Raw genomic sequence first — 20,317 nt, 5'->3', positions numbered from 1 at the left:
CATCCATGCCCATCTACCACAAGCTGGGCCGCCTCCCGGCCAAGCGACACGTGGCATTTCGCCAGGCCGACGGCTCGCTGTACTACGAGCACCTGATGGGGAACCTCGGCTTCACGGGCCTCCAGTCGCTGCTGTACACGCGCCGGCGGCCGACGACCGTCAAGTCGGTGACGCCGGCGTGGACGACGCCCCGGGAAGCCGAGCCCGACAGCAGCCTGCGGATGCGACACCTGCGATCGCATCGCCTGGCCACGCACGGCGGCAGTGCCGTCCGTGATCGCCAGCTGCTCCTGTTCAATGACGACGTGGCGCTTTCGCTCGTACGTCCCACCGGGGCCGACGCCTTCTTCTACCGCAACGCGCGCGCCGACGAGGTGCTCTACATTTCTCGCGGCGGCGGCGTGCTCGAGTCGCAGTTCGGGAACCTGGCCTACCGGGAAGGCGACTACCTGGTGATCCCGCGCGCCATCATCTACCGGCTGGTGCCAGGCGCGGGCGAGCAGATCCATCTGGTCATCGAGAGCCGCGGCCACATCCGGACGCCGCACCGCTACCGCAACGCGCATGGCCAGCTTCTCGAGCACAGCCCGTTTTGCGAACGCGACCTGCGCCTGCCCTCCGAACTGCCGGAACACGACGAGGTCGGAGACTATACGGTCATCACGCGCGTGGGCGAGGCCTGCCATGCCGTGTTGATGGACCACCATCCGCTCGACACGGTCGGCTGGGACGGCTACTACTATCCGTGGGCATTCAGCATCCACGACTTCGAGCCGATCGTCGGCCGGCTGCACCAGCCGCCGCCGGTGCACCAGACGTTCGAGGGCGACGGCTTCGTCATCTGCTCGTTCGTGCCGCGCCTGTACGACTTCCACCCCGAGGCCGTGCCGGCGCCCTACAACCATTCGAACGTGATGACGGACGAGGTGCTGTACTACTGCAACGACGAGTTCATGAGCCGGCGCGGCATCGAGTTCGGCTCCCTGACACTGCATCCCGACGGTCTGCCGCACGGCCCGCAGCCGGGCCGCACGGAGGATTCGATCGGGGTCGAGCGCACCAATGAACTGGCCGTGATGATCGACACCTTCGCCCCGCTGCGGGTCGCGCGGGCCGCCCTGGCCTGCGAGGACGGCGGCTACGGCGACTCGTGGGTGGAGGAAGCATGAACGTGACAGCCGGCGCCCGGGCCTTCCTGGCCGGGCTCATCGACTACGCGGGACTGTTCCCGCCGGCGGCGCTGCCCTGGAGCCCGCGCTTGCCGAGTACGCCCGCCACCGCGAGGGCCCAGACGCCTGGATGCTCGGCCGTTTCATCGTGCCGGCCGCGCGCCTCGAGGCGCTGGCGACCGCACTCGCGGCCGACCCGTTCCTGGCCGGACGCCGCCCGTGGAGCCTCGCGGTGCTGGCCGGCGGCAGTGGCGACCTGGCGGCCGTGATGGCGGTCCTGCCCGCGCAGGCGGATGCGGTGGCAGCCTGCGAGCAGTCGGGCCCGCGCGGACTGTCGGTCGACGGGCTCGAAGCGCCGCTGCCGGCGGGTGCCGCCGCCGCCACGGCGCTGGCCGGGGCCATGGCCGACGAGGGGCTCGGCGGACGCGACCTCTACCTGGAACCCGGGCCGGGCGCGGCCATCGAGGCCGCGCTCGACGACATCGCCGCCGCCGCCGCGGAGTGGGCGGGCAAGGGTGGCGCCTTCCCGGCGCTGGGCGTGAAGCTGCGCTGCGGGGGCCTGGCTCCCGAGGCATTCCCGACGCCGGAGCGGGTGGCCGCGGTGCTCGCCGGCTGCGCGCAGAGGGGACTGCCGCTCAAGTTCACGGCCGGCCTGCACCACCCGGTGCGCCACCGCTCCGAGTCGCCGCCGGTGATGATGCACGGTTTCCTCAACGTCGTTGGTGCCGCCCTGCTGGCGAATGCCGGCGATGTCGATGCCGGGGTGCTCGCGGCTTGCCTGTCGGAGACCGACGTGGCAGCTTTCCGCCTCGACGGGGACGGCTTCGCGTGGGGCGGCCATCGCCTCGACGACGCCGCGGTGGCGAAGGCGCGCAGTTCGCGCGTCTCCGGCTTCGGCAGCTGTTCCTTCGAGGAACCGCGACAGGACCTGATCTCACTCGGCATGCTGCCACAGAACTCTTGAAAGGACCCCGCGCCATGGACCCGACTGTCGACCCGCGCGCGAAGTCGTTCGTGCCGGTCGCCGCCGACTCGCACTTCCCCCTGCAGAACCTGCCCTACGGGGTCTTCAGTCCGCGCGGCCACGATACGCCGCGCATCGGCGTACGTATCGGCGACATGGTGCTCGACCTGGCCGTCATCCAGGATGACGGCCTGCTTGACGAGGCGGAGCTTCCGGACGGGGTGTTCGCCTGCCCCTGGCTCAACCCGTTCATGGGGCTGCCCGTACCGCAACGGCGGCTGGTGCGCGACCGGTTGCACCGGCTGCTGAACGCCGACGAGCCGACGCTGCGCGATGACCGCGATCTCCGGGCCCGCGCCCTGCGGCCGATGCAGGCCTGCGAACTGCACATGCCGGTCGGTGTGCCCGACTACACCGATTTCTATTCGTCGCGCGAGCACGCCACGAACGTCGGCATCATGTTCCGCGGCGCCGAGAACGCGCTGATGCCGAACTGGCTGCACCTGCCGGTGGGTTACCACGGGCGGGCGAGCTCGCTTGTCGTTTCCGGTCAGCCTGTCGTGCGCCCGCAGGGCCAGACCCAGCCCGCCGAGGGGGCGCCGCCGATCTTCGGTCCCTCGCGCCTGCTCGATTTCGAGCTGGAGATGGGCTTCTTCATCGGTGCCGGCAACACGCTCGGCGAGCCGGTGCCCATCGACCGCGCCGACGAGCACATCTTCGGCCTGGTGCTCGTCAACGACTGGTCGGCGCGCGACATCCAGAAGTGGGAATACCAGCCGCTCGGCCCGTTCAACGCCAAGAACTTCGCGACCAGCGTCTCGCCCTGGGTGGTGACGCTGGAGGCGCTGGCGCCTTTCCGCTGCGGCGCCCCGGCGCAGGACCCGGCCCCGCTGCCGTACCTGACGGAGGGCGACCGGCACACCTACGACATCAACCTCGAGGTGCGCCTGCACGCGGCCGGCGAACTGCAGTCCAGCCGCATCTGCGAGAGCAATTTCCGGCACCTGTACTGGACGATGGCCCAGCAGCTGGCCCACCATACGATCACCGGCTGCAACCTCAACACCGGCGACCTGCTGGCTTCCGGCACCATCAGCGGGCCGGACCCGGGCAGTTACGGCTCGCTGCTGGAACTGACCAGGCGCGGCACGAAGCCGTTGACGACCAGCGAAGGCGCCGAGCGGCGCTTCCTGGCCGACGGCGACACGGTGACGATGTCCGCCTGGTGCCAGGGCGACGGCTTCCGCGTCGGATTCGGCGAAGTCTCGGGCACCGTGCTGCCGGCCCGGCCCTTCGTCGCGGCCCGGTGATGGGCGGGCCGGTCGGCGACATCCTCTGGTGTCCGTCACCGGCGCGCGTGGCTGCCGCGCGCGTCACGGCTTTCGCCGCGGCGGCCGGGCGGCTCGGCTACGCGGGCGGCGACCAGGCGGACCTGTGGCGCTGGTCGGTGGAGCAACCGGCGGACTTCTGGCGCCTGGTCTGGAACGAGTGCGGTGTCATCGGTGACGGCCCGGGCGAGGTCGTGCTGCAGGACGCGCACCTCATGCCCGGTGCACGCTGGTTTCCCGCGGCACGACTCAACTACGCCGAGAATCTCCTGCAAGGTGCCGACGATGACGAGGCGATCGTCTTCCGCGAGGAAGGCGGTCGCAGCGCGCGCCTGACGCGCGGTGAACTGCGCGCGCTGGTGGCCGCAGCAGCCGCGGCACTGGCCGCCGACGGCGTCGGGCCCGGCGACCGCGTCGCCGGTTTCCTGCCCAACGTCCCCGAGACCGTCGTCGCCATGCTGGCGGCCGCGAGCCTGGGCGCGGTCTGGACCAGTTGCTCGCCCGACTTCGGCCTGGCCGGAGTGCTGGACCGTTTCGGGCAGGTGGAGCCCACCGTGCTCGTGGCCGGCGACGGCTACCGCTACGGAGGCAAGGGGCACGATCGCCTGGATGCGGCCGCCGGTCTTCGCGCGGCATTGCCTTCGGTGCGCCGCCTTGTGGTTGTCCCGGTGCTGTCGTCGCGAGCGCAGCTGCCGCCGGGCGCCGTCGCCTGGGACGACTGGCTGCGACCGCACCTCGGGTCGGTGCCCGACTACGTGAGGCTGCCGTTCGACCACCCGCTGTTCATCATGTATTCCTCCGGCACCACGGGACTGCCCAAGTGCATGGTCCATTCGGCCGGAGGCACGCTGCTGCAGCACCTTAAGGAACACCGGCTGCACTGCGATATCGGCGCCGGCGACCGCCTCTTCTACTTCACGACCTGCGGCTGGATGATGTGGAACTGGCTGGCCTCGGGCCTGGCCTCGGGCGCGGCGCTCATGCTTTACGATGGTCACCCGTTGCAGCCCGCCACCACGCTGTGGGACTTCGCCGAAGCGGAGCGCTTCACCGTGCTGGGCACCAGCGCGCGCTGGCTGGGCGCCTGCGCCAAGCTGGGCCTGCGCCCGCGCGACACACATCGCCTGGCCCACCTGCGTGCGGTGCTGTCGACAGGATCGCCGCTGTTGCCGGAGACCTTCGACTGGGTCTACGAGGCCGTGGGCGACGACCTGCAGCTCAGCTCCATCTCCGGCGGCACGGACATCATCTCCTGTTTCGCCCTGGGCAGCCCGGTGCTGCCCGTCCGGCGCGGCGAACTGCAGTGCCGCGGCCTCGGCATGGCCGTGGATGTCCACGGTGATGACGGTCGCCCCGTTCGCGGCGGCAAGGGTGAACTCGTCTGCACGGCGCCGTTCCCGTCGATGCCCACGGGCTTCTGGGCCGACCCCGGCGGTGAACGCTACCATCGCGCCTATTTCGCGAGGTTTCCCGGCACCTGGTGCCACGGCGACTACGCGGAGATCACGCCGTCCGATGGCCTGGTGATCCATGGCCGCTCCGATACGGTCCTCAACCCCGGCGGCGTGCGCATCGGCACGGCCGAGATCTATCGCATCGTCGAGCGGGTAGCGGGGGTCGCCGAGTGCGTGGCGGTGGGTGTCGATCGTGACGGCGAGCAGAAGATCGCGCTCTTCGTCGTCCTGGGCGCGGGCGAGACGCTGACCGCCGAGCTCGCCGCGCGCATCAGGGCCGACCTGCGCCGCGAGGAATCCCCGCGTCACGTGCCGGCGTGGATCATGCAGGCACCCGCCATCCCGCGCACCATCAGCGGCAAGATCGTCGAAAAGGCGGTGGCGCAGGTCCTGGCGGGGCAGGAGGTCGAGAACCTCGACGCCCTCGCCGATCCCGCGGCCCTCGACTGGTTTCGCCGCCCGGGGCTGCTCGACGGGTGACCGAACCGTCACTCAGCCGAGCAGGTCCCTCACCGCGGACAGGATGGCCTCGTTCGTGAAGGGCTTGCGCAGCGTCCGGCTTGCGCCAAGCAGTTGGGCGGAATGCAGGTAGTTTTCCGGTTCGGCCCGCCCGCCTCCCGAAATGGCGATGAGCTTCAGGTCGGGACGGCCACGACGAAGGTCCATGATCGCTTCGATGCCGTCCTTCTCGGGCATGATGATGTCGGTGATCACGAGGTCGAACGGGGCGGCCAGGAACGCCGCCACTCCCTGCTTGCCATTGGCGGCCGTGGCCACGTCATGACCGTCGCGCGAGAGCAGGCTGTCGAGAAGATCGCGGATCTCCTCGTCGTCTTCGATGATCAGGATCCGGGCCATCGTTCCCACCTCCTGCGCCATTCTTGGCTCAACGACCCCGCATGTCAAGGGGAGGGGAGGACGGGGGCCGCTCCGAGGCGCTCTCGAGGGCGCGGCGCACGGCGAGGCACAACGATTGGCCGAAGAACGGCTTGGTGACCACCTCACGGACGACCAGGCCGCCCGCCACCGACGGACCGGCGGGCTCATCGAGCCCCGAGACCAGGATCACCGGCAGGTCCGGGCGCAGCGCAGCGACGCGCTGCGCCAGTTCACGCCCCGTCAGTCCCGGCATGTACTGGTCGGTCACCACCACGTCGAAGCCGCCGGGATCGCCGGCAAGGCGCTCGGCTGCACACAGGCCGTCGGCCTCGGTCTCCACTTCATACCCGGCGCGTCCGAGCAGGGCCACCGCCAGGTCGCGGATTTCGGGGTCATCGTCCACGAACAGGACCCGACCGCGGCGTCCGCCGGCGGAGGTGGCGGCTGCCGTGGGGCGGTCGGCGCCGGTCGCCGGGCCATGCGCGTCCATGCGGGGCAGGTAGACGGCGGCAATCGTGCCGCCACTGGCAGGGCAGTCGATCACCACGCGTCCGCCGAGCCCGGTCACGAGTCCGTGCACCACCGACAGGCCCAGCCCGGACCCCTGGCCCACTTCGCGCGTGGTGAAAAACGGGTCGAAAAGCCGTGCGCGATGGTCTTCGGGAATGCCGGGTCCGGTGTCGGCCACCGCGATCTCCACGACCTCGCGGCCGTTCCAGTCGGGAGGCAGGCGACGATCGTCGGCGGCTACCGTCCACGACCGGGCCGAGACGCGGATAGTGCCGCCCGACGCAGCCATCGCCTGCCCGGCATTGGCGGCCAGGTTCATCAGGGCCTGCCGCAGTTGGGTCGCCGCTGCACGGACGAGGCCACAATCGGCGGCAAGGACCGGTTCAACGGTGATGTGGCCCGGCAGCGTCGTCCGCAGCTCGATCACGATCTCCTCCAGCAGCGGCACAGGGTCGAGCGCGGGAGCCTCGGGATCGCCCGGCCGCGAGAACTGGAGGATGCGCTGGACCAGGTCGCGTCCGCGCACGGTCGCCCGTTGAACGCGATCGAGGTCGGCCGCCAGCCGTCCGGGATCGTTAGCGTCCTGGCGGGCAAGTGACGAAAACCCGAGGATGGCCTGGAGGATGTTGTTGAAGTCGTGGGCAATGCCGCCGGCCAGCACGCCCAGGGCTTCCATCTTCTGGGCCTGCGCCAACTGGGCATCCTTGGCTTCGGCTTCGAGATGGGCCAGGACCAGCGGCGCCAGGTCGGCGGCGATGCCGGCCAGGTTTTCCTCATCGTCGCGCCGGTATCCGCTTTCGCGCCCGGCCACCGCAACGAGCCCCAGCACGCGGTCGCCGCTGACCAGGCGCACTCCGAGCAGCGGCGAGCACGGCTCGTTCTGCCCGGTTCCGGCGTCGCCGATGATCACGGGCCCGGTGGCTTCCAGGACGCGGCGCCATGCCCCAGGCACGGCATCCGGTGCCAGTTGCAGGTTGGTCGCCGGTGCGGAGGCATCCCGGCAGTTGCAGGCCATGCGCAGGCGACCGCCTGTGTCGTACATGCCGACACAGGAACCGGGGGCCTCGACGAATTCCTGGAGCAGGGTGCCCAGGTTCGCGCGCAGGAAGTCGCCCCGCGCCGCCAGGAATGCCGCTGCCAGGCGCCCGCGCAGGGCCAGTCGCCGTTCAGCGCGCTTGCGTGCAGTGATGTCGCGCACGGTTCCGGCCAGGCGCAATGAACCGTCGGTGCCGACTCGCGTGACGGCCCGGCCCCGTTCGAGGACCCAGGCCACGCCGCCGTCCGGTCGCAGCAGGCGTACCTCGCATTCGTAGCCCGTGCCGGCCGTCGCCGCACCGGCGCGCGCCCGCTCAAGGTCCTCGCGGTCGCCCGGATGCACCAGTGCGAGCCATGCGTCCGCCGAACGGATCGTCGGCCCGCCGGGATGGAGCACATCCGTGAACGCCGTGCTGCCGTCGACGGCGCCGCTGAGGGGATCCAGGTCCCAGACGCCGTCCCGGGCCGCTTCGAGCGCCAGTGACAGGCGTTCGCGGCTCTCCGCCAGTTCGCGGCGGGCGTCCAACTCGGCGGTGACGTCACGAAAGAAAGTGAGCCGGGCGGGGCGGCGATCGAATTCGCTGTCGATGGAGACAACCTGCAGTTCGAGGGTTCTCCCGTCGACGGTCCGAATCCTGGTATTCACCGAGGTGTCTTTGCTGCCGGAGGCTGCGCCGCCGGTCGCGGGCACCGTAAGCAGGTCGCCGCAGGCTTCGCGGCCGGGCGACCCGTCCGCGGCCAGGCCCAACACTTGGCGGCCGCAACCGTTCAGGTAGCGCACCTTCTCCGGGTCGTGGACGACGATACCGAACGGCGCCGCCTCGACCAGGCCGCGGAACTGCCGCTCGCCGTCGGCGCGCGCGCGACGCAGGGCACTGCGGTAGCGCACCAGAGCCGCAACGACCCCGACCAGGCCGGCGGCTAGCACGATCTCGCCGATATCGAGCCAGGCGGGCACGACGGCAGGGAACAGGGACCCGGGCAGGGACGGCATCGGCACTCCTTCGGCCGGCAGCTTAGCGGGCCATGGCGCGCCGGGTCAATGGCGGCGATCCCCGCGACCCGGCCGCTCAGACCAGCGCCAGCGCCTGCCTCAGGTCGGCGATGATGTCCTCGACGTTTTCCAGACCCACCGAAAGCCGCACCATCGCCGGGTGGATGCCGACCTTGAGCAGTTCGGCCTCCGAATAGGTCGAATGGGTCATGGTGGCCGGGTGCTCGATCAACGTGTCGACATCGCCGAGGCTCACGGCCAGCGTGCACAGCTTCACGTTGTCCATGACGATGCGCCCGGCCTCGCGGCCCCCCTTGACCATGAAGCTGATCATGCCGCCCGGTCCGCGCTGCTGCCGGCGCGCGAGTTCGTATTGCGGATGCGTCTTCAGGCCCGGGAAGATCACGCTGTCAACCTTGGGGTGGAAGCTGAGGAACTGGGCCACCTCCATGGCATTGGCCATATGGCGGTCCATCCGCACCGGCAGCGTCTTCAGCCCCCGCAGCAGCAGCCAGGCATTGAACGGCGAGATGCAGCCGCCCACGTCACGCAGGATCTCCATACGTGCGCGCAGGATCCAGTCGGCCTTGCCGACGAGGATGCCGGCCACCGTGTCGCCGTGTCCGCCGATGTACTTGGTCGCCGAATGCAGCACGATGTCCGCTCCGAGCAGGAGCGGGTTCTGCAGGTATGGCGTGCAGAACGTGTTGTCCACCAGCACCGGCACCCCGCGCGCATGGGCGATCGCGGCCACCGCCGCGATGTCCGTGAGCACCAGCGTCGGATTGGCCGGCGTCTCCAGGTAGACGAGCTTCGTCTTCTTCGTGATGGCCCTGGCGAAGTTGGCCGGGTCGGTGGCCGGCACCTCGGTCACGTCGATGCCCATGCGCGGCAAGGTCTGCGTGAACAGCTGGTGCGTGCCGCCGTAGAGCGTGTCGCCGGCCACGATGTGGTCGCCGCACCGGCAGCAGTTGAGCACGGCCGTAGTGGCCGCGGCCATACCGCTGGCCAGGGCCAGCGCCGCCTCGCCCTGCTCCAGGTAGGCCACCTCGGTCTCGAGCGCCGTCTGCGTCGGGTTGCCCAGCCGCGTGTAGACGTAGCTGGCATCCTCGCCGCGGAAGATGGCCGCGCCGTGCTCGGCATTCTCGAACGCGAATGTCGAACTCTGGAAGATGGGGGTGCTCACGGCGCGGATCGGCCGGCCGACCTCGTGCTTGTCGAGGTGCTTCTTGCCGTGGATGCACAATGTGGCGAAGCCCGGGGTCTCGGGCTGCTTGTCGTCGGCCATCACGCCCCTCCCTTGGCACTGCGGACGCGCGTCTTCGTACCCGCGCCCTTGCTTGCCGTACCTTTGCGGGCCGCGCCGGGCAGCAGCCTGCGCAGCGATTCCACCCGGTCGAGGCGTTCCCAGGTGAAACCGGCCTCGTCACGCCCGAAGTGCCCGTACACCGCGGTCGCTCCGTACACCGGGCGCCGCAGGTCCAGGCTCTCGATGATGCCGGCGGGGGACAGGTCGAACTCCCGCTTGACCGCGGCGGTCAGCGCGGCGTCGGTCAGCACGCCGGTGCCGTCCGTGTGGACCGTCACCGACAGGGGCTCCGGCATGCCGATCACATAGGCGATCTCGACCGTGCACCGGCGCGCCAGGCCCGCGGCGACCACGTTCTTGGCAACCCAGCGCGCGGCATAGGTGCCGCTGCGGTCGGGCTTGGTGGGGTCCTTGCCGCTCAGCGCGCTGCCCCCGTGCGGGCACGAGGGCCCGAAGCAGTCGACGGTGATCTTGCGCCCCGTCAGGCCGGAGTCGGCGCGCGGGCCGCCTTCACGGAAGGCGCCCACGGGGTTGATGAAGACCTGCGTCGCGGGCTCGAGCAGCCCGGTCGGCTCCAGGACCGGCTTGATCACGTGCTTCCTGACGTCGCGCCGCAGGGCCGTGAGGTCGGCATCGGCGTGGTGGTGGGCCGAGACGACGACGGCGCTGATCGCCGCGGGCGTCCAGCCGCGGTACTGCACCGAGACCTGGACCTTGCCGTCGGGATACAGCCCGGGAACCTTTCCCGACTCCCGCACGTCCTGCAGTCGGCGGGCCAGCCGGTTGGCCAGCAGCGTGGGCACGGGCATATAGTGGGTGTCGACGGGCAGCGACCGGCCCTCGTCGGTGGCGTAGCCCACGCAGACGCCCTGGTCGCCGGCGCCCTTGCGGTCGACGCCCAGCGACACGTCGCCGGATTGCTCCTCGAGCATCACGAGCACGGAGCAGCTGCGGTGGTCGAACCCGGTGGCGGGGTCGTCGTAGCCGACGCGGCGGATGGTCGCCCGCACCAGGCCGGTGATGTCCAGGTAGCACTTGGTCGTGATCTGCCCGGTGACGATGACCATGCCGGTCGTGGCCATGACTTCGCACGAGACGCGGGCGTAGCGGTCCTCGCGGAGGATGGCGTCGAGGATGTCGTCGGCGATCTGGTCGCAGATCTTGTCGGCGTGGCCGGCAGTGACCGACTCGGCGGTGCGGATCCACATTTCGGACATGCGCGGCTCCCTGCTGACGGCAAGGTGCGGACCCGCCGTCGGAAAAACGGTTCCCAAGCGCCCGGCGACCTGAAACAATGTGCGGGGGAATCCGTTCAAGACGATCCCCGGACCTAAACTGGAGGCTCCTGCCATTAAAGTCAATCGCAGCCGCGATGCGCAGCAGTTCGGCATCAAGGTGTCGGACCTGACGTTCGCCTACCTCGCCGAGCCCGTGCTCAAGGGGGTCGATTTCAGCCTCGAGAAGGGGGCCATCGGCCTGCTGGGTCCCAACGGTTCGGGAAAGACGACCCTCCTTCGCTGCCTGCTGGGGCAGGTGCCCCTGAGCCGCGGCAGGGTGACGGTGCTTGGCTGGGACATGGCCTCGCAGGCCCGCGCTGCGCGTGCGGGACTGGGCTGGATGCCGGAGCGCGGGGGCGTGATCCCGGGCATGAGCGGCGTCGGCCTGGTTGCCTACATGGGCGAGCTCTCGGGCCTGCCGGCCCGCGACGCCATGCAGCGCGCGCACGAGGTGCTGCACTATGTCGGCCTGGCTGACGAGCGCTACCGTTCCTGCCAGGACTACAGCCAGGGCATGAAGCAGCGCCTGAAGCTGGCGCAGGCCCTTGTCCACGACCCGGACTGGCTGTTCCTCGACGAACCCACCAGCGGACTGGATCCGCGCGGGCGCGTCTCGATCCTCGAATTGATCCGCGACCTGGCCTGGAACAAGGGGCTGGGCGTCATCCTCTCGACGCACCTTCTGGCCGACGTCGAGGCGGTCTGCCACGAGATCCTGGTGCTGCGCGGCGGCGAACTGCTGGCGCGACAGGCCGTCGATTCGCATACACGCCAGGCGAAGCAGGTCTTCGAGGTGGAGGGTTTCGGCAACGAGGAGGCCTTCATCGCCGGCCTGCGCGACCTGGGCGCGGAGTTCGAGCCCGACGGCCGCCTGCTCCTGGTGACCCTGGACCTTTCGCGACTGCCGGATGCCCGGTTGGAGGGCGGCTACGACGCCACTGTCGGCATCAATGCCGTCCTGAAGGTCGCGGCCGCGAGCGAGTACGCGCTGCGGCGCCTGCGCCGGCGTCCGGTGACGCTGGCCGAGGAATTCTATCGCATGGTGGAGGCCTGACCGATGCCCGTCTACGAACGCGGATATACCCACTGGCAGCCGTCCGGCCGTCGAGCGAACCCGGCGTGGTTCGTGATCGCCCGGCGCGGCGTGCTGGAGCCCCTCAAGCGGCGCTGGCTGTTGCTGCTCGTGCTGCTGGCCTGGGTGCCGGCCATCGTCAAGGGCGGCATCATCTACTTCAAGCTGAAGGCCGGGAACCTGATGGACCTGGTCGGCGGCAGCTGGACCAGCATCGAACCCGAGGGGTTCCTGCGCTTCATGGAGGGCCAACGGTTCTTCGTGTTCGTGCTCCTGGCCATCACCGGGGCCGGTCTCATCGCCTCGGATCGTCGCGAGAACGGCATGTCGCTGTACTTCTCGCGCCCGCTGGGGCTGCTCGACTACATCGGCGGCAAGGCCCTGACCATCGTCACGTTCTACTGCCTGGTCACGCTGGCGCCCGTCTGCGTGCTCTGCCTGTTCTCGTACCTGGTGGCGCCGGGCGCCACCGGCGCCGACCTGCTGTTCATGACGCCGCTGCGCTCACTCGTCTACTGCCTGCTGGCCGGCGGCAGCATCAGCCTGGTGCTCCTCGCCTTCTCTTCACTGGGTACGCGCAGCATCTTCGTGATGGTATGGTGGACGATCCTCGTCTCGGGCACGGAGACCATCGGCGCCATCGCCGAGGGGCTCGGCCGCGACGGCCTGCAGGCGGTCAATTTCCTGGGCCAGTACCACAACGCGGGCTCGCTCCTGTTCGGCGCCGAGCCGCGGCTCGGGATCTCGCCCTGGGTGAGCCTCGGCATCGTCATGGCGTGGACGGGGCTCGCTCTCTGGGTCCTGAAGCGCCAGATCCGGCCGGTGGAGGTGGTGTCGTGAAGGGCGCGGGCATCGACAGCAGCCAGGCCCGGATCAGCGCCGACCGCGTCGGCAAGTGGTTCGGCGAGGTCATCGCGGTCAACAACTGCACGCTCAACGTGGGCACCGGCGTCGTGGGCCTTCTTGGCGCCAACGGCGCCGGCAAGAGCACCCTGTTCAAGATGCTGGCCGGGCTGATCGAGCCGAGCCACGGCACCGTGCGCGTGTTCGGCCGCCGCCTGCGCCAGGACGTCGGCTGGTATCGTCGCGTGGGCTTCTGCCCCGAGAGCGATGCGCTGCCCGACTGGATGACGGGACGCGAGTTCCTGACGCTGATGCTGCGCCTGATGGGCTTCGACAAGGCAGAGACCAACCGGCGCGTCGACTACTGGCTCGAGCGCTTCGAACTGACCGACGCCGCCTGGCGGCGGCTGCGCGGCTACTCGAAGGGCATGCGCCAGAAGATCAAGCTGGCCCAGGCCATGGCCCACGACCCGGACGTGATCTTCCTGGACGAGCCGCTCAACGGCATGGACCCGGTCTCGCGCAAGCAGTCGATCGACCTCGTGCGCGAACTGGGGCAGCAGGGCCGCACGGTGCTGGTCTCCAGCCACATCCTGCCCGAGGTCGAGTCGATGACCAGCGAGATCATCCTCATCGACCGCGGCCGCGTGCTGGCCGAGGGCGCCGTGGCCGAGATCCGCGACAAGATCCCCGAGCATCCCACCACGGTGGCCCTGGTCTCGTCGGCGCCGCGCGCGCTGGCCGGGTTCCTCATCGGGCGCGACCACGTGGTCGGGGTGCAGGTCGACCAGGAGAACCGCGTCGTCGTCAGCACCGACCACGCCGTGGCGTTCTACCGCGCGCTGCCCGGCTGGCTGCTGGGCAACGGACTGGTCGTCGACGAGATCGTGACCCTGGACGACAGCCTCGAAGCCGTCTTCCAGTACCTGACGGAAAGGTGAGGGCGATGATGGCAGCGGAGAACACCGTTGCGCCTGCCGGGAACGATGTCCGCCCCATGGGCAGTCTCGCGGCGGCCGGCTGGCTGGCCTGGTTCTCGGTGCGCGAGATGGCGCGCCGGCGACGCCTCGTGTCGCTGGTGGCCATCAACCTGTTGCCGGTGCTGGTCGTGGCGGCCATCCGCATCTGGTTCCCGCAGGCCGGCGTCACGGCTCAGATGCTTCTGGCATCCCTGTCGCACGACGTTTTCATGCCCTTCCTGATCCCCGTCGTGGCACTGGCCGTCGGCGTGCCGGCGATCGGCGAACAGGTCGATGACGGCACCATCGTCTTCACCTGGACGCGGCCGATCCACCGCCGCGCCATCTACCTCGGCCGCCTGCTCGCCGCCCAGGTCGTGTCGACGCTCGTGCTCTGTCTCTCGCTCGTGCTCTGCTTCGTGGTCATGGTGACCGAAGGCCCGCAGGTCCTCACCTGGGACTTCCTGCGGCTGTACCTGCAGACGTTCGTGATCATCGGCCTGGGCGCCTTCACCTATGCCGCGCTGTTCGCGACGATGGGCACGTTCTTCCGCAAACCCGTCCTGCCGGCGATCCTCTTCGCTTTCGGCTGGGAGAACCTCGTCAGCAGCATCCCGGCGCGTGTGCAGGAGCTCAGCCTGCGCTTCCACCTGCAGAACCTGGTGACGCGGCCCGAGTCCGCGCCGCAGGACCTGCCCGGTCTTCTCGGCGCCCTCCTGTCGACGGCGTTCGAGCGCGAGCCTGTGCCGAAGCTGCAGTCGATCGGCGTGCTGGTGGCCGTCATGCTACTGTCGACCGTGCTCGGCATCTGGCTGCTGCGCCAGAAGGAGATCGCGAAGTAGTGCGTTGACGTCGGCGCCGCCGCACCCTTCGCGACGGGGGCTTCCCTTGTACCTTGGCCGGGACTTTTTCGCAGCCGATCCTGTCACGGTCGCGCGCGCCCTGGTCGGCGCCGTGCTCGAGGTCACCGCGCCGGGAATGCGCCGCGCCTCCGGTCGCATTGTCGAAGTCGAGGCCTACGGTGGTCCCGACGATCCCGCTTCCCACGCCGCCGGCGGCCCGACGCCGCGCAGCGCCATCATGTTCGGCCCGCCGGGACTGGCCTATGTCTATTTCATCTACGGCATGCATCACTGCCTGAACTTGGTGACCGGTCCGGCGGGCACTGCCGGCGCGGTGCTCATCCGCGCCCTTGAACCCCTGGAAGCCCGTGACGGGATGGCGGTGCGCCGCGGGCTGGATCCGCTGCGCTGCCGCGATCGCGACCTCGTCGGCGGGCCGGGGCGCGTGTGCCAGGCTCTCGGCATCGACCTCGCCTGGAACGGCCTGCCGGTCACGGCGGGGGCCCGGTCGGTGCCAGGTGCGGCGGGTCGGCTGCGAATGAGGTGCGGTGGCGAGCCGCGGTCGTGCGTGGCCGCTTCCCGCAGGATCGGCGTGCGTCGTGCCGCCGAGGTACCGTGGCGCTTCTGCGATCCCCACAGTGCGTGCCTCTCCCGCCCGCCGGGCTGATCGGACGTTCCCCCCGGCCGGCTCGTCGCCACCGTTTCGCGACGATTAGGCAGCCATCCGGTGCGATCTCTTGATGCGCCGGCCGCCGTGTCCTGCGCCGGTAGCGCATGCGCCGCAATCGACTGGCGGGATGCAACATTCACCGGCGTTGCGCGTAGGGCGGTCGGTTTGACACGGTCGGGGCCCGATGGTACGTTGCGCTCCGGGGCCACATTCCGGCCGTTCCCATGATTGCGGGATTGTCTGCCGACTCGGATTCCCGGTCGGGCCGTGCTGCCCGACCTGTCATGTGTTGCCCGACCTGTCCCGTGTTGCTCGACCCGTTTCTTGCCGTCCGCCGATCCGGGCCCGTTCCCGTGCGCGGACCAACCTCCGGAGGCTTCCATGCCCGACCGTTTTCGCCGAATCGGCCTGCTCGGCGCCGGCCTGCTGCTGCTGGCCGCCGCCACCGCGGGCGCCCAGACCTACCTCGACCTCGAGGGCAAGGTCCAGGAGTTCACGCTGGACAACGGCGTGAAGTTCCTCGTGCTCGAGGACCACGACGTGCCCGTCTTCTCGTTCCGTACCTTCGTCAATGTCGGCAGCGCCAACGAGACGCGCGGCATCACCGGACTGTCGCACATCCTTGAGCACATGGCCTTCAAGGGCACGCCCGAGATCGGCACGAACAACTACAAGGCGGAGCTCAAGGCCATGGCGGCCGAGGATGCAGCCTTCAACGCGCTCAAGGTCGAGCGTCTCAAGGGCGGAGCAGCCGATCCGGCGAAGCTGGCGGAACTCGAGGCGGCCTTCACCGCCGCCAAGGACGCGGCTCGCGCCTTCGTCGTGACCAACGAGTTCGGGCAGATCGTGGAGAACAACGGCGGGCAGGGCCTGAACGCGTCGACGAGCAGCGACGTCACGATGTATCTCTACAATTTCCCGAGCAACCGGCTGGAATTGTGGGCCTACCTCGAGGGCGCCCGCATGACCAACCCCGTCTTCCGCGAGTTCTACACCGAGAAGGACGGCCCGGTCACCGAAGAGCGCCGCATGCGCACCGACAACAATCCCATCGGTCGCCTGATCGAGCAGTTCCAGAACCTGATGTTCATGGCCAACGGCTACCACCACTCGACCATCGGCTACATGTCCGACATCGAGAACGTCAGCCGCGCCGACTGCGAAGCCTACTTCCGGACCAATTACGTCGGCTCGAACCTCGTCGTGGCGATCGTGGGCGACGTCAGGTTCGCCGACGTGAAGAAGTATGCGCAGAAGTACTTTTCCGGCATCCCGGCCGGCAGTCCGGAGCCGGTCGAGACCCTCGAGCCCGAGCAGCTGGGCGAGAAGCGCTTCGTGATGCAGGATCCGTCGCAGCCCATCTTCGCGGCGGGCTACCAGATCCAGAATATCCGTCACGCCGACTGGCCGGTCTACGAGGTCATCGCCGGCGTGCTCGGCCAGGGCCGCACCAGCCGCCTCTACGAGAAGCTGGTCAAGCAGGACAACCTGGCCGTCCAGACCATGGCCTTCCCCGGGTTCCCCGGCGAGAAGTACCAGACGGGCATGCTCCTGATCGGCATCCCGACCAAGGACAAGACCGGCGCCGATGTCGAGAAGGCGATCTACGCCGAGATCGACCGCCTGGTCGCCGATGGCATCACCGAAGAGGAACTGGCGGCGGTCAAGCAGCGCGCGCGCGCCGGGTTCATCCGCGAACTGCGCGGCAACGGCGGCATGGCCGAGCAGCTGGCCTACTACCAGACCTACATGGGCGACTGGCGCAAGCTGTTCGACGAGGTCGAGCGCATCGAGGCTGTCACTCTCGACGACGTCAAGCGCGTGGCGGCCGAGATCTTCGCGCCGACCAGGCGCACCGTCGCCATCATCGAGACCCAGAAGGATTCCTAGGGTGGAACCACGCCTCCCGCCCCGGTGGCGGGAGCCGGAAAGGACTTGAGGACATGAAGCGACCCAACAGCGCGCGGCCGGCCCGTCAGGTGGCTGCGCTTACCGCCCTCCTGCTGGTGCTGACGGTGGTACCGTCGGCGCAGGCGGCGGCCAAGAAGCCCTGGGAGAAGATTGCCGTTCCCGAACTGAACTCGTTTGCGATGCCGGCCTACGAGCGCGTCGAACTGCCGAGCGGCATGGTGGTGTACCTGGCCGAGGACCACGAATTCCCGCTCGTGGAGCTGAGCGCGACCATCGATGCCGGCTCGATCTACGAAGCGGCCGACCTGCTCGGCCTGGCCGAGATGACCGGTTCGGTGATGCGCACGGGCGGCACCGCCACGAACAGCGGCGACAAGATCGACCAGCTGGTCGAGGCCCGCGGCATGGCCGTGGAGACCGCGATCGGCCAGACCGAGGGCACGGCCTACCTGTCGGCGCTGAAGGAAGACACGGACCTGGGCCTCGAGCTCCTGGCTGACATCCTGCGGAACCCCGTGTTCCCCGAGGACAAGATCAAGCTGGCGCGCGAGGAACAGAAGGCCGAGATCAGCCGTCGCAATGACGACCCGATGACGATCGCGCGCCGCGAGTCGTCCAAGGTCGTGTTCGGCGCCGACCACCCGCTGGCGCGTTCGACCGAGTACGCCACCGTCGCGAAGATCACGCGGCAGGACATGCTCGACTTCCATGCCACCTATTTCCACCCGGATCGCATGTACCTGGTGGTCGTGGGCGACTTCAACAGCGGCGAGATGGTCAAGAAGATCGAGGCGGCGTTCGCCGGCTGGGCCAAGGCCGACAAGCCGCTGCCGGCCGATCCGGAGATTCCCGATTTCCCGCGGACGGTCAATGTCGTCGACAAGGACGACCTCACGCAGACGACCGTCTTCATGGGCGCGCGCGGCATCCGCGCCGATGATCCGCACTACGCCGGCGTGCAGGTGGCCAACAAGATCCTGGGCGGCGGTTTCGCCACGCGGCTGTTCAACGAGGTTCGCAGCCGGCAGGGCCTGGCCTACTCGGTGGGCAGCATGCCCGGCACCGGCTGGCGCTATCCCGGCATGTTCGCCGCGTTCACGATGACCAAGTCGGAGTCCAGCCAGAAGGCCACTGCGGCCATCCTGCAGGAGATCCAGCGCATGGTGACCGAGCCGGTCAGCGAGACCGAGCTGGCGCAGGCCAAGGACAACATCCTCAACTCCGAGGTGTTCAACTACGACAGCAAGCGCGAGATCCTCGACCGCCTGGTCATGTTCGAGCGCTTCGGCTACCCGGCCGACTTCCTGCAGACGTACCTGCAGCAGGTCCGGGCGCTGACGCCGCAGGCCGTGCTGACCGCCGCTCAGTCCGCCTGGCATCCCGAGCGCCTGAGTATCCTGGCCGTCGGCAACTACAAGGAGTTCGACGGCGACTTCACCACGTTCGGCCCGGTCACCCAGGTCGACATCACGATTCCCGAGCCGGTCTTCGAGGTGCCTGCCGCCACGCCGGCAAGCCTCGAGCAGGGCCGCCAGGCCATGGACCGCGCCATTGTCGCGGCCGGTGGCGCGGCGAAGTTCGCGGGCATGAAGGCCTACTTCGAGAAGACCATCCTCGATGCGAAGATCCAGGGCATGGACCTGACCTTCACCATCGAGAAGACGGTCAGCTATCCCGACAAGGTCCACACCGTGCAGAAGACGCCGTTCGGCAACATGACGAGCGTCGTGGCCGGCGACATCGGCTGGGCCGACTCGCCGCGCGGCAAGCAGGACATGCCCGCGGACGACCTGGCCAAGGCCCGCGAGGAACTGCGCACCGACATGGTGGGCATCATGCGCGAGCCGGGCGCCTTCACGTTCCAGGCGCTGGAGCCGAAGGACGTCGACGGCAAGGCCTGCCTGCCGGTGTACGTGACGGGCGTCGGCGAGGACTATCGCATCATCTACTTCAGCGCCGAGACCGGCCTGCCGCTCCTCGTGGAGCAGCCCGGCACCTCGCCGATGTCCGGTGCGCCGGTGACGCAGAAGGCGTACATCGACGAGTACGGGACCTTCGGCGGCTTCACCATGCCCAAGGCGATGCGCCTGGTCTTCGACGACGAGGAATTCGCCAAGGGCCGCATTGAGGCCTTCACGGTGAACCCGAAGGTCGATCCCGCCCTCTTCGTCAAGAAGTAGGCGGTCGGACCGGCGGCAGCGTCGGTTGGCAACGGGAAGGGTCCGGGAGCCGTCAGGGCTCCCGGACCCTTTGTTCCAGGCGGTGCGCCCGACGGCGGCCTGCCCGTCGTTGACGGGGCGCGGCGGTGGCGCTAACCTGCTAACTGGTATAAAAATATAGCTGCTTCACGGTCTACGTGGGGGCTCATGGAAGTGCGCGAGCTTCAACAATACCCACGAAACGTCGCCAATGAAGCAGCTATGAGAAGATTATAGGACGTATGGTAAGTTATTGTCCACTATTTTTTCCCATATCGTGCCATGACTAGACGTTCTGCACGACGACGTTGCGGACGGGGACGTGGCGAATGCGTGATGTCAAAGACGCCGAACTCAAGCGCATCGATCAGCCACGCGCGTTCGCGTGAACAAGGAAAGGCCACGGGGGGTACGATGTCCGGCTGCGCAATCGCGGAACGAGACGTGAGGCGACGACGCAGCCCGGCGCAACCGCAGTCGACGTCGGACGTATCACCCGACGCCCGCGGCAAACGCAGCCGAAGCAGCTGGACGCAAATCTCCCGGAGGCCGGACGATGCTCGAAGCCCTGGTGGTCATGGTGGTGCTCTCGCTGGTGTTCGGCCTGGGCCTGCTGGCGCTGAAGCTCCTGGTGGCGGTTGTCGTGCTGCCGTTCAAGCTGCTGGCGATGCTGCTCGGCGGCCTGGTGACCCTCGTGCTGGTGGTCCCGGTGATCCTGGTCGTGGGCGCGCTTCTCGTGGCGATCATCCCGGTGGGCCTGGTGCTGCTCGCGGTCGCCTTGCCGATCCTGCTGATCGGCGCCGTGGTCGCCGGCGTCTTCGGCCTCTGACGCCGGCCTTCTTCGGCTGGCCTTCTGCGGCTGCCTGCTTCTGCTTCTTCTCACGGCCCCCGCCGCGCGCGCGT

The 20,317-nt window shown here is 69.0% G+C and carries 16 protein-coding genes; 12 read left to right on the top strand and 4 right to left on the bottom strand.

Going from position 1 to position 20,317, the window contains the following annotated elements; translation table 11 throughout:
* The first annotated feature begins 5 nt into the window (after window positions 1–5).
* The 4 genes from IPG61_13410 to IPG61_13395 all read left to right on the top strand — a co-directional run bounded on the left by IPG61_13410 (window position 6) and on the right by IPG61_13395 (window position 5,395).
* Window positions 6–1,169 carry a homogentisate 1,2-dioxygenase gene (locus IPG61_13410; GenBank protein MBK6735055.1) on the top strand — a complete coding sequence of 388 codons (1,164 nt, stop codon included), beginning with the start codon at window positions 6–8 and terminating at the stop codon, window positions 1,167–1,169.
* Window positions 1,170–1,299: 130 nt separating this feature from the next.
* Window positions 1,300–2,133, top strand: coding sequence for a hypothetical protein (locus tag IPG61_13405; protein ID MBK6735054.1), 834 nt, complete (start codon window positions 1,300–1,302; stop codon window positions 2,131–2,133).
* Window positions 2,134–2,147: 14 nt separating this feature from the next.
* Window positions 2,148–3,443: a fumarylacetoacetase gene (gene fahA / locus IPG61_13400; protein ID MBK6735053.1), complete on the top strand. Its 1,296-nt coding sequence runs from the start codon at window positions 2,148–2,150 to the stop codon at window positions 3,441–3,443.
* The gene (locus IPG61_13395; protein MBK6735052.1) at window positions 3,443–5,395 is read left to right on the top strand and encodes an acetoacetate--CoA ligase; all 1,953 of its coding nucleotides are present in this window, start codon (window positions 3,443–3,445) and stop codon (window positions 5,393–5,395) included. The genes fahA and IPG61_13395 overlap by 1 nt, the downstream gene beginning before the upstream one ends.
* 12 nt (window positions 5,396–5,407) lie before the next feature.
* Here IPG61_13395 and IPG61_13390 read toward each other — a convergent pair whose 3' ends face one another.
* The 4 genes from IPG61_13390 to IPG61_13375 all read right to left on the bottom strand — a co-directional run bounded on the left by IPG61_13390 (window position 5,408) and on the right by IPG61_13375 (window position 10,859).
* Window positions 5,408–5,773: a response regulator gene (locus IPG61_13390; protein ID MBK6735051.1), complete on the bottom strand. Its 366-nt coding sequence runs from the start codon at window positions 5,771–5,773 to the stop codon at window positions 5,408–5,410.
* A 28-nt stretch (window positions 5,774–5,801) separates the two neighbouring features.
* Window positions 5,802–8,333: a response regulator gene (locus IPG61_13385; GenBank protein MBK6735050.1), complete on the bottom strand. Its 2,532-nt coding sequence runs from the start codon at window positions 8,331–8,333 to the stop codon at window positions 5,802–5,804.
* Window positions 8,334–8,409: 76 nt separating this feature from the next.
* The gene (locus IPG61_13380) at window positions 8,410–9,621 is read right to left on the bottom strand and encodes an aminotransferase class I/II-fold pyridoxal phosphate-dependent enzyme (GenBank protein ID MBK6735049.1); all 1,212 of its coding nucleotides are present in this window, start codon (window positions 9,619–9,621) and stop codon (window positions 8,410–8,412) included.
* Entirely contained in the window at window positions 9,621–10,859 is a 1,239-nt protein-coding gene (locus IPG61_13375; protein MBK6735048.1) for a methionine adenosyltransferase, read from the bottom strand. Before IPG61_13375 ends, IPG61_13380 begins: the two co-directional genes overlap by 1 nt.
* A 79-nt stretch (window positions 10,860–10,938) precedes the next feature.
* Between IPG61_13375 and IPG61_13370 the strand changes: the two genes are divergently transcribed.
* From IPG61_13370 to IPG61_13335, 8 genes are all read left to right on the top strand, one after another.
* The gene (locus IPG61_13370) at window positions 10,939–11,973 is read left to right on the top strand and encodes an ABC transporter ATP-binding protein (protein MBK6735047.1); all 1,035 of its coding nucleotides are present in this window, start codon (window positions 10,939–10,941) and stop codon (window positions 11,971–11,973) included.
* A gap of 3 nt (window positions 11,974–11,976) precedes the next feature.
* Window positions 11,977–12,831, top strand: a complete 855-nt coding sequence (locus tag IPG61_13365) for a hypothetical protein (protein MBK6735046.1) — start codon at window positions 11,977–11,979, stop codon at window positions 12,829–12,831.
* Entirely contained in the window at window positions 12,828–13,775 is a 948-nt protein-coding gene (locus tag IPG61_13360; GenBank protein MBK6735045.1) for an ABC transporter ATP-binding protein, read from the top strand. Before IPG61_13365 ends, IPG61_13360 begins: the two co-directional genes overlap by 4 nt.
* A gap of 5 nt (window positions 13,776–13,780) precedes the next feature.
* A complete protein-coding gene (locus IPG61_13355) occupies window positions 13,781–14,635 on the top strand; it encodes an ABC transporter permease subunit (GenBank protein MBK6735044.1) in 855 nt (284 codons plus the stop codon).
* A 46-nt stretch (window positions 14,636–14,681) separates the two neighbouring features.
* Window positions 14,682–15,302 carry a DNA-3-methyladenine glycosylase gene (locus tag IPG61_13350; protein MBK6735043.1) on the top strand — a complete coding sequence of 207 codons (621 nt, stop codon included), beginning with the start codon at window positions 14,682–14,684 and terminating at the stop codon, window positions 15,300–15,302.
* 384 nt (window positions 15,303–15,686) lie between these two features.
* Window positions 15,687–17,195 (top strand): insulinase family protein, encoded by a 1,509-nt coding sequence (locus IPG61_13345; protein MBK6735042.1) that lies wholly within the window; start codon window positions 15,687–15,689, stop codon window positions 17,193–17,195.
* 53 nt (window positions 17,196–17,248) lie between these two features.
* A complete protein-coding gene (locus IPG61_13340; protein MBK6735041.1) occupies window positions 17,249–19,396 on the top strand; it encodes an insulinase family protein in 2,148 nt (715 codons plus the stop codon).
* 574 nt (window positions 19,397–19,970) lie between these two features.
* Window positions 19,971–20,243 carry a hypothetical protein gene (locus tag IPG61_13335; GenBank protein ID MBK6735040.1) on the top strand — a complete coding sequence of 91 codons (273 nt, stop codon included), beginning with the start codon at window positions 19,971–19,973 and terminating at the stop codon, window positions 20,241–20,243.
* Window positions 20,244–20,317: the final 74 nt, after the last annotated feature.

The organism is bacterium, from assembly GCA_016703265.1.
Classification (GTDB): domain Bacteria; phylum Krumholzibacteriota; class Krumholzibacteriia; order LZORAL124-64-63; family LZORAL124-64-63; genus CAINDZ01.
This window is presented reverse-complemented; position numbering and strand designations above follow the sequence as displayed.

Coding starts and splice junctions, on each gene's coding strand:
- IPG61_13410 (MBK6735055.1), top strand. CDS start 6: ATGCCCATCTACCACAAGCTGGGCCGCCTCCCGGCCAAGCGACACGTG.
- IPG61_13405 (MBK6735054.1), top strand. CDS start 1,300: ATGCTCGGCCGTTTCATCGTGCCGGCCGCGCGCCTCGAGGCGCTGGCG.
- fahA (MBK6735053.1), top strand. CDS start 2,148: ATGGACCCGACTGTCGACCCGCGCGCGAAGTCGTTCGTGCCGGTCGCC.
- IPG61_13395 (MBK6735052.1), top strand. CDS start 3,443: ATGGGCGGGCCGGTCGGCGACATCCTCTGGTGTCCGTCACCGGCGCGC.
- IPG61_13390 (MBK6735051.1), bottom strand. CDS start 5,773: ATGGCCCGGATCCTGATCATCGAAGACGACGAGGAGATCCGCGATCTT.
- IPG61_13385 (MBK6735050.1), bottom strand. CDS start 8,333: ATGCCGTCCCTGCCCGGGTCCCTGTTCCCTGCCGTCGTGCCCGCCTGG.
- IPG61_13380 (MBK6735049.1), bottom strand. CDS start 9,621: ATGGCCGACGACAAGCAGCCCGAGACCCCGGGCTTCGCCACATTGTGC.
- IPG61_13375 (MBK6735048.1), bottom strand. CDS start 10,859: ATGTCCGAAATGTGGATCCGCACCGCCGAGTCGGTCACTGCCGGCCAC.
- IPG61_13365 (MBK6735046.1), top strand. CDS start 11,977: ATGCCCGTCTACGAACGCGGATATACCCACTGGCAGCCGTCCGGCCGT.
- IPG61_13355 (MBK6735044.1), top strand. CDS start 13,781: ATGATGGCAGCGGAGAACACCGTTGCGCCTGCCGGGAACGATGTCCGC.
- IPG61_13345 (MBK6735042.1), top strand. CDS start 15,687: ATGCCCGACCGTTTTCGCCGAATCGGCCTGCTCGGCGCCGGCCTGCTG.
- IPG61_13340 (MBK6735041.1), top strand. CDS start 17,249: ATGAAGCGACCCAACAGCGCGCGGCCGGCCCGTCAGGTGGCTGCGCTT.
- IPG61_13335 (MBK6735040.1), top strand. CDS start 19,971: ATGCTCGAAGCCCTGGTGGTCATGGTGGTGCTCTCGCTGGTGTTCGGC.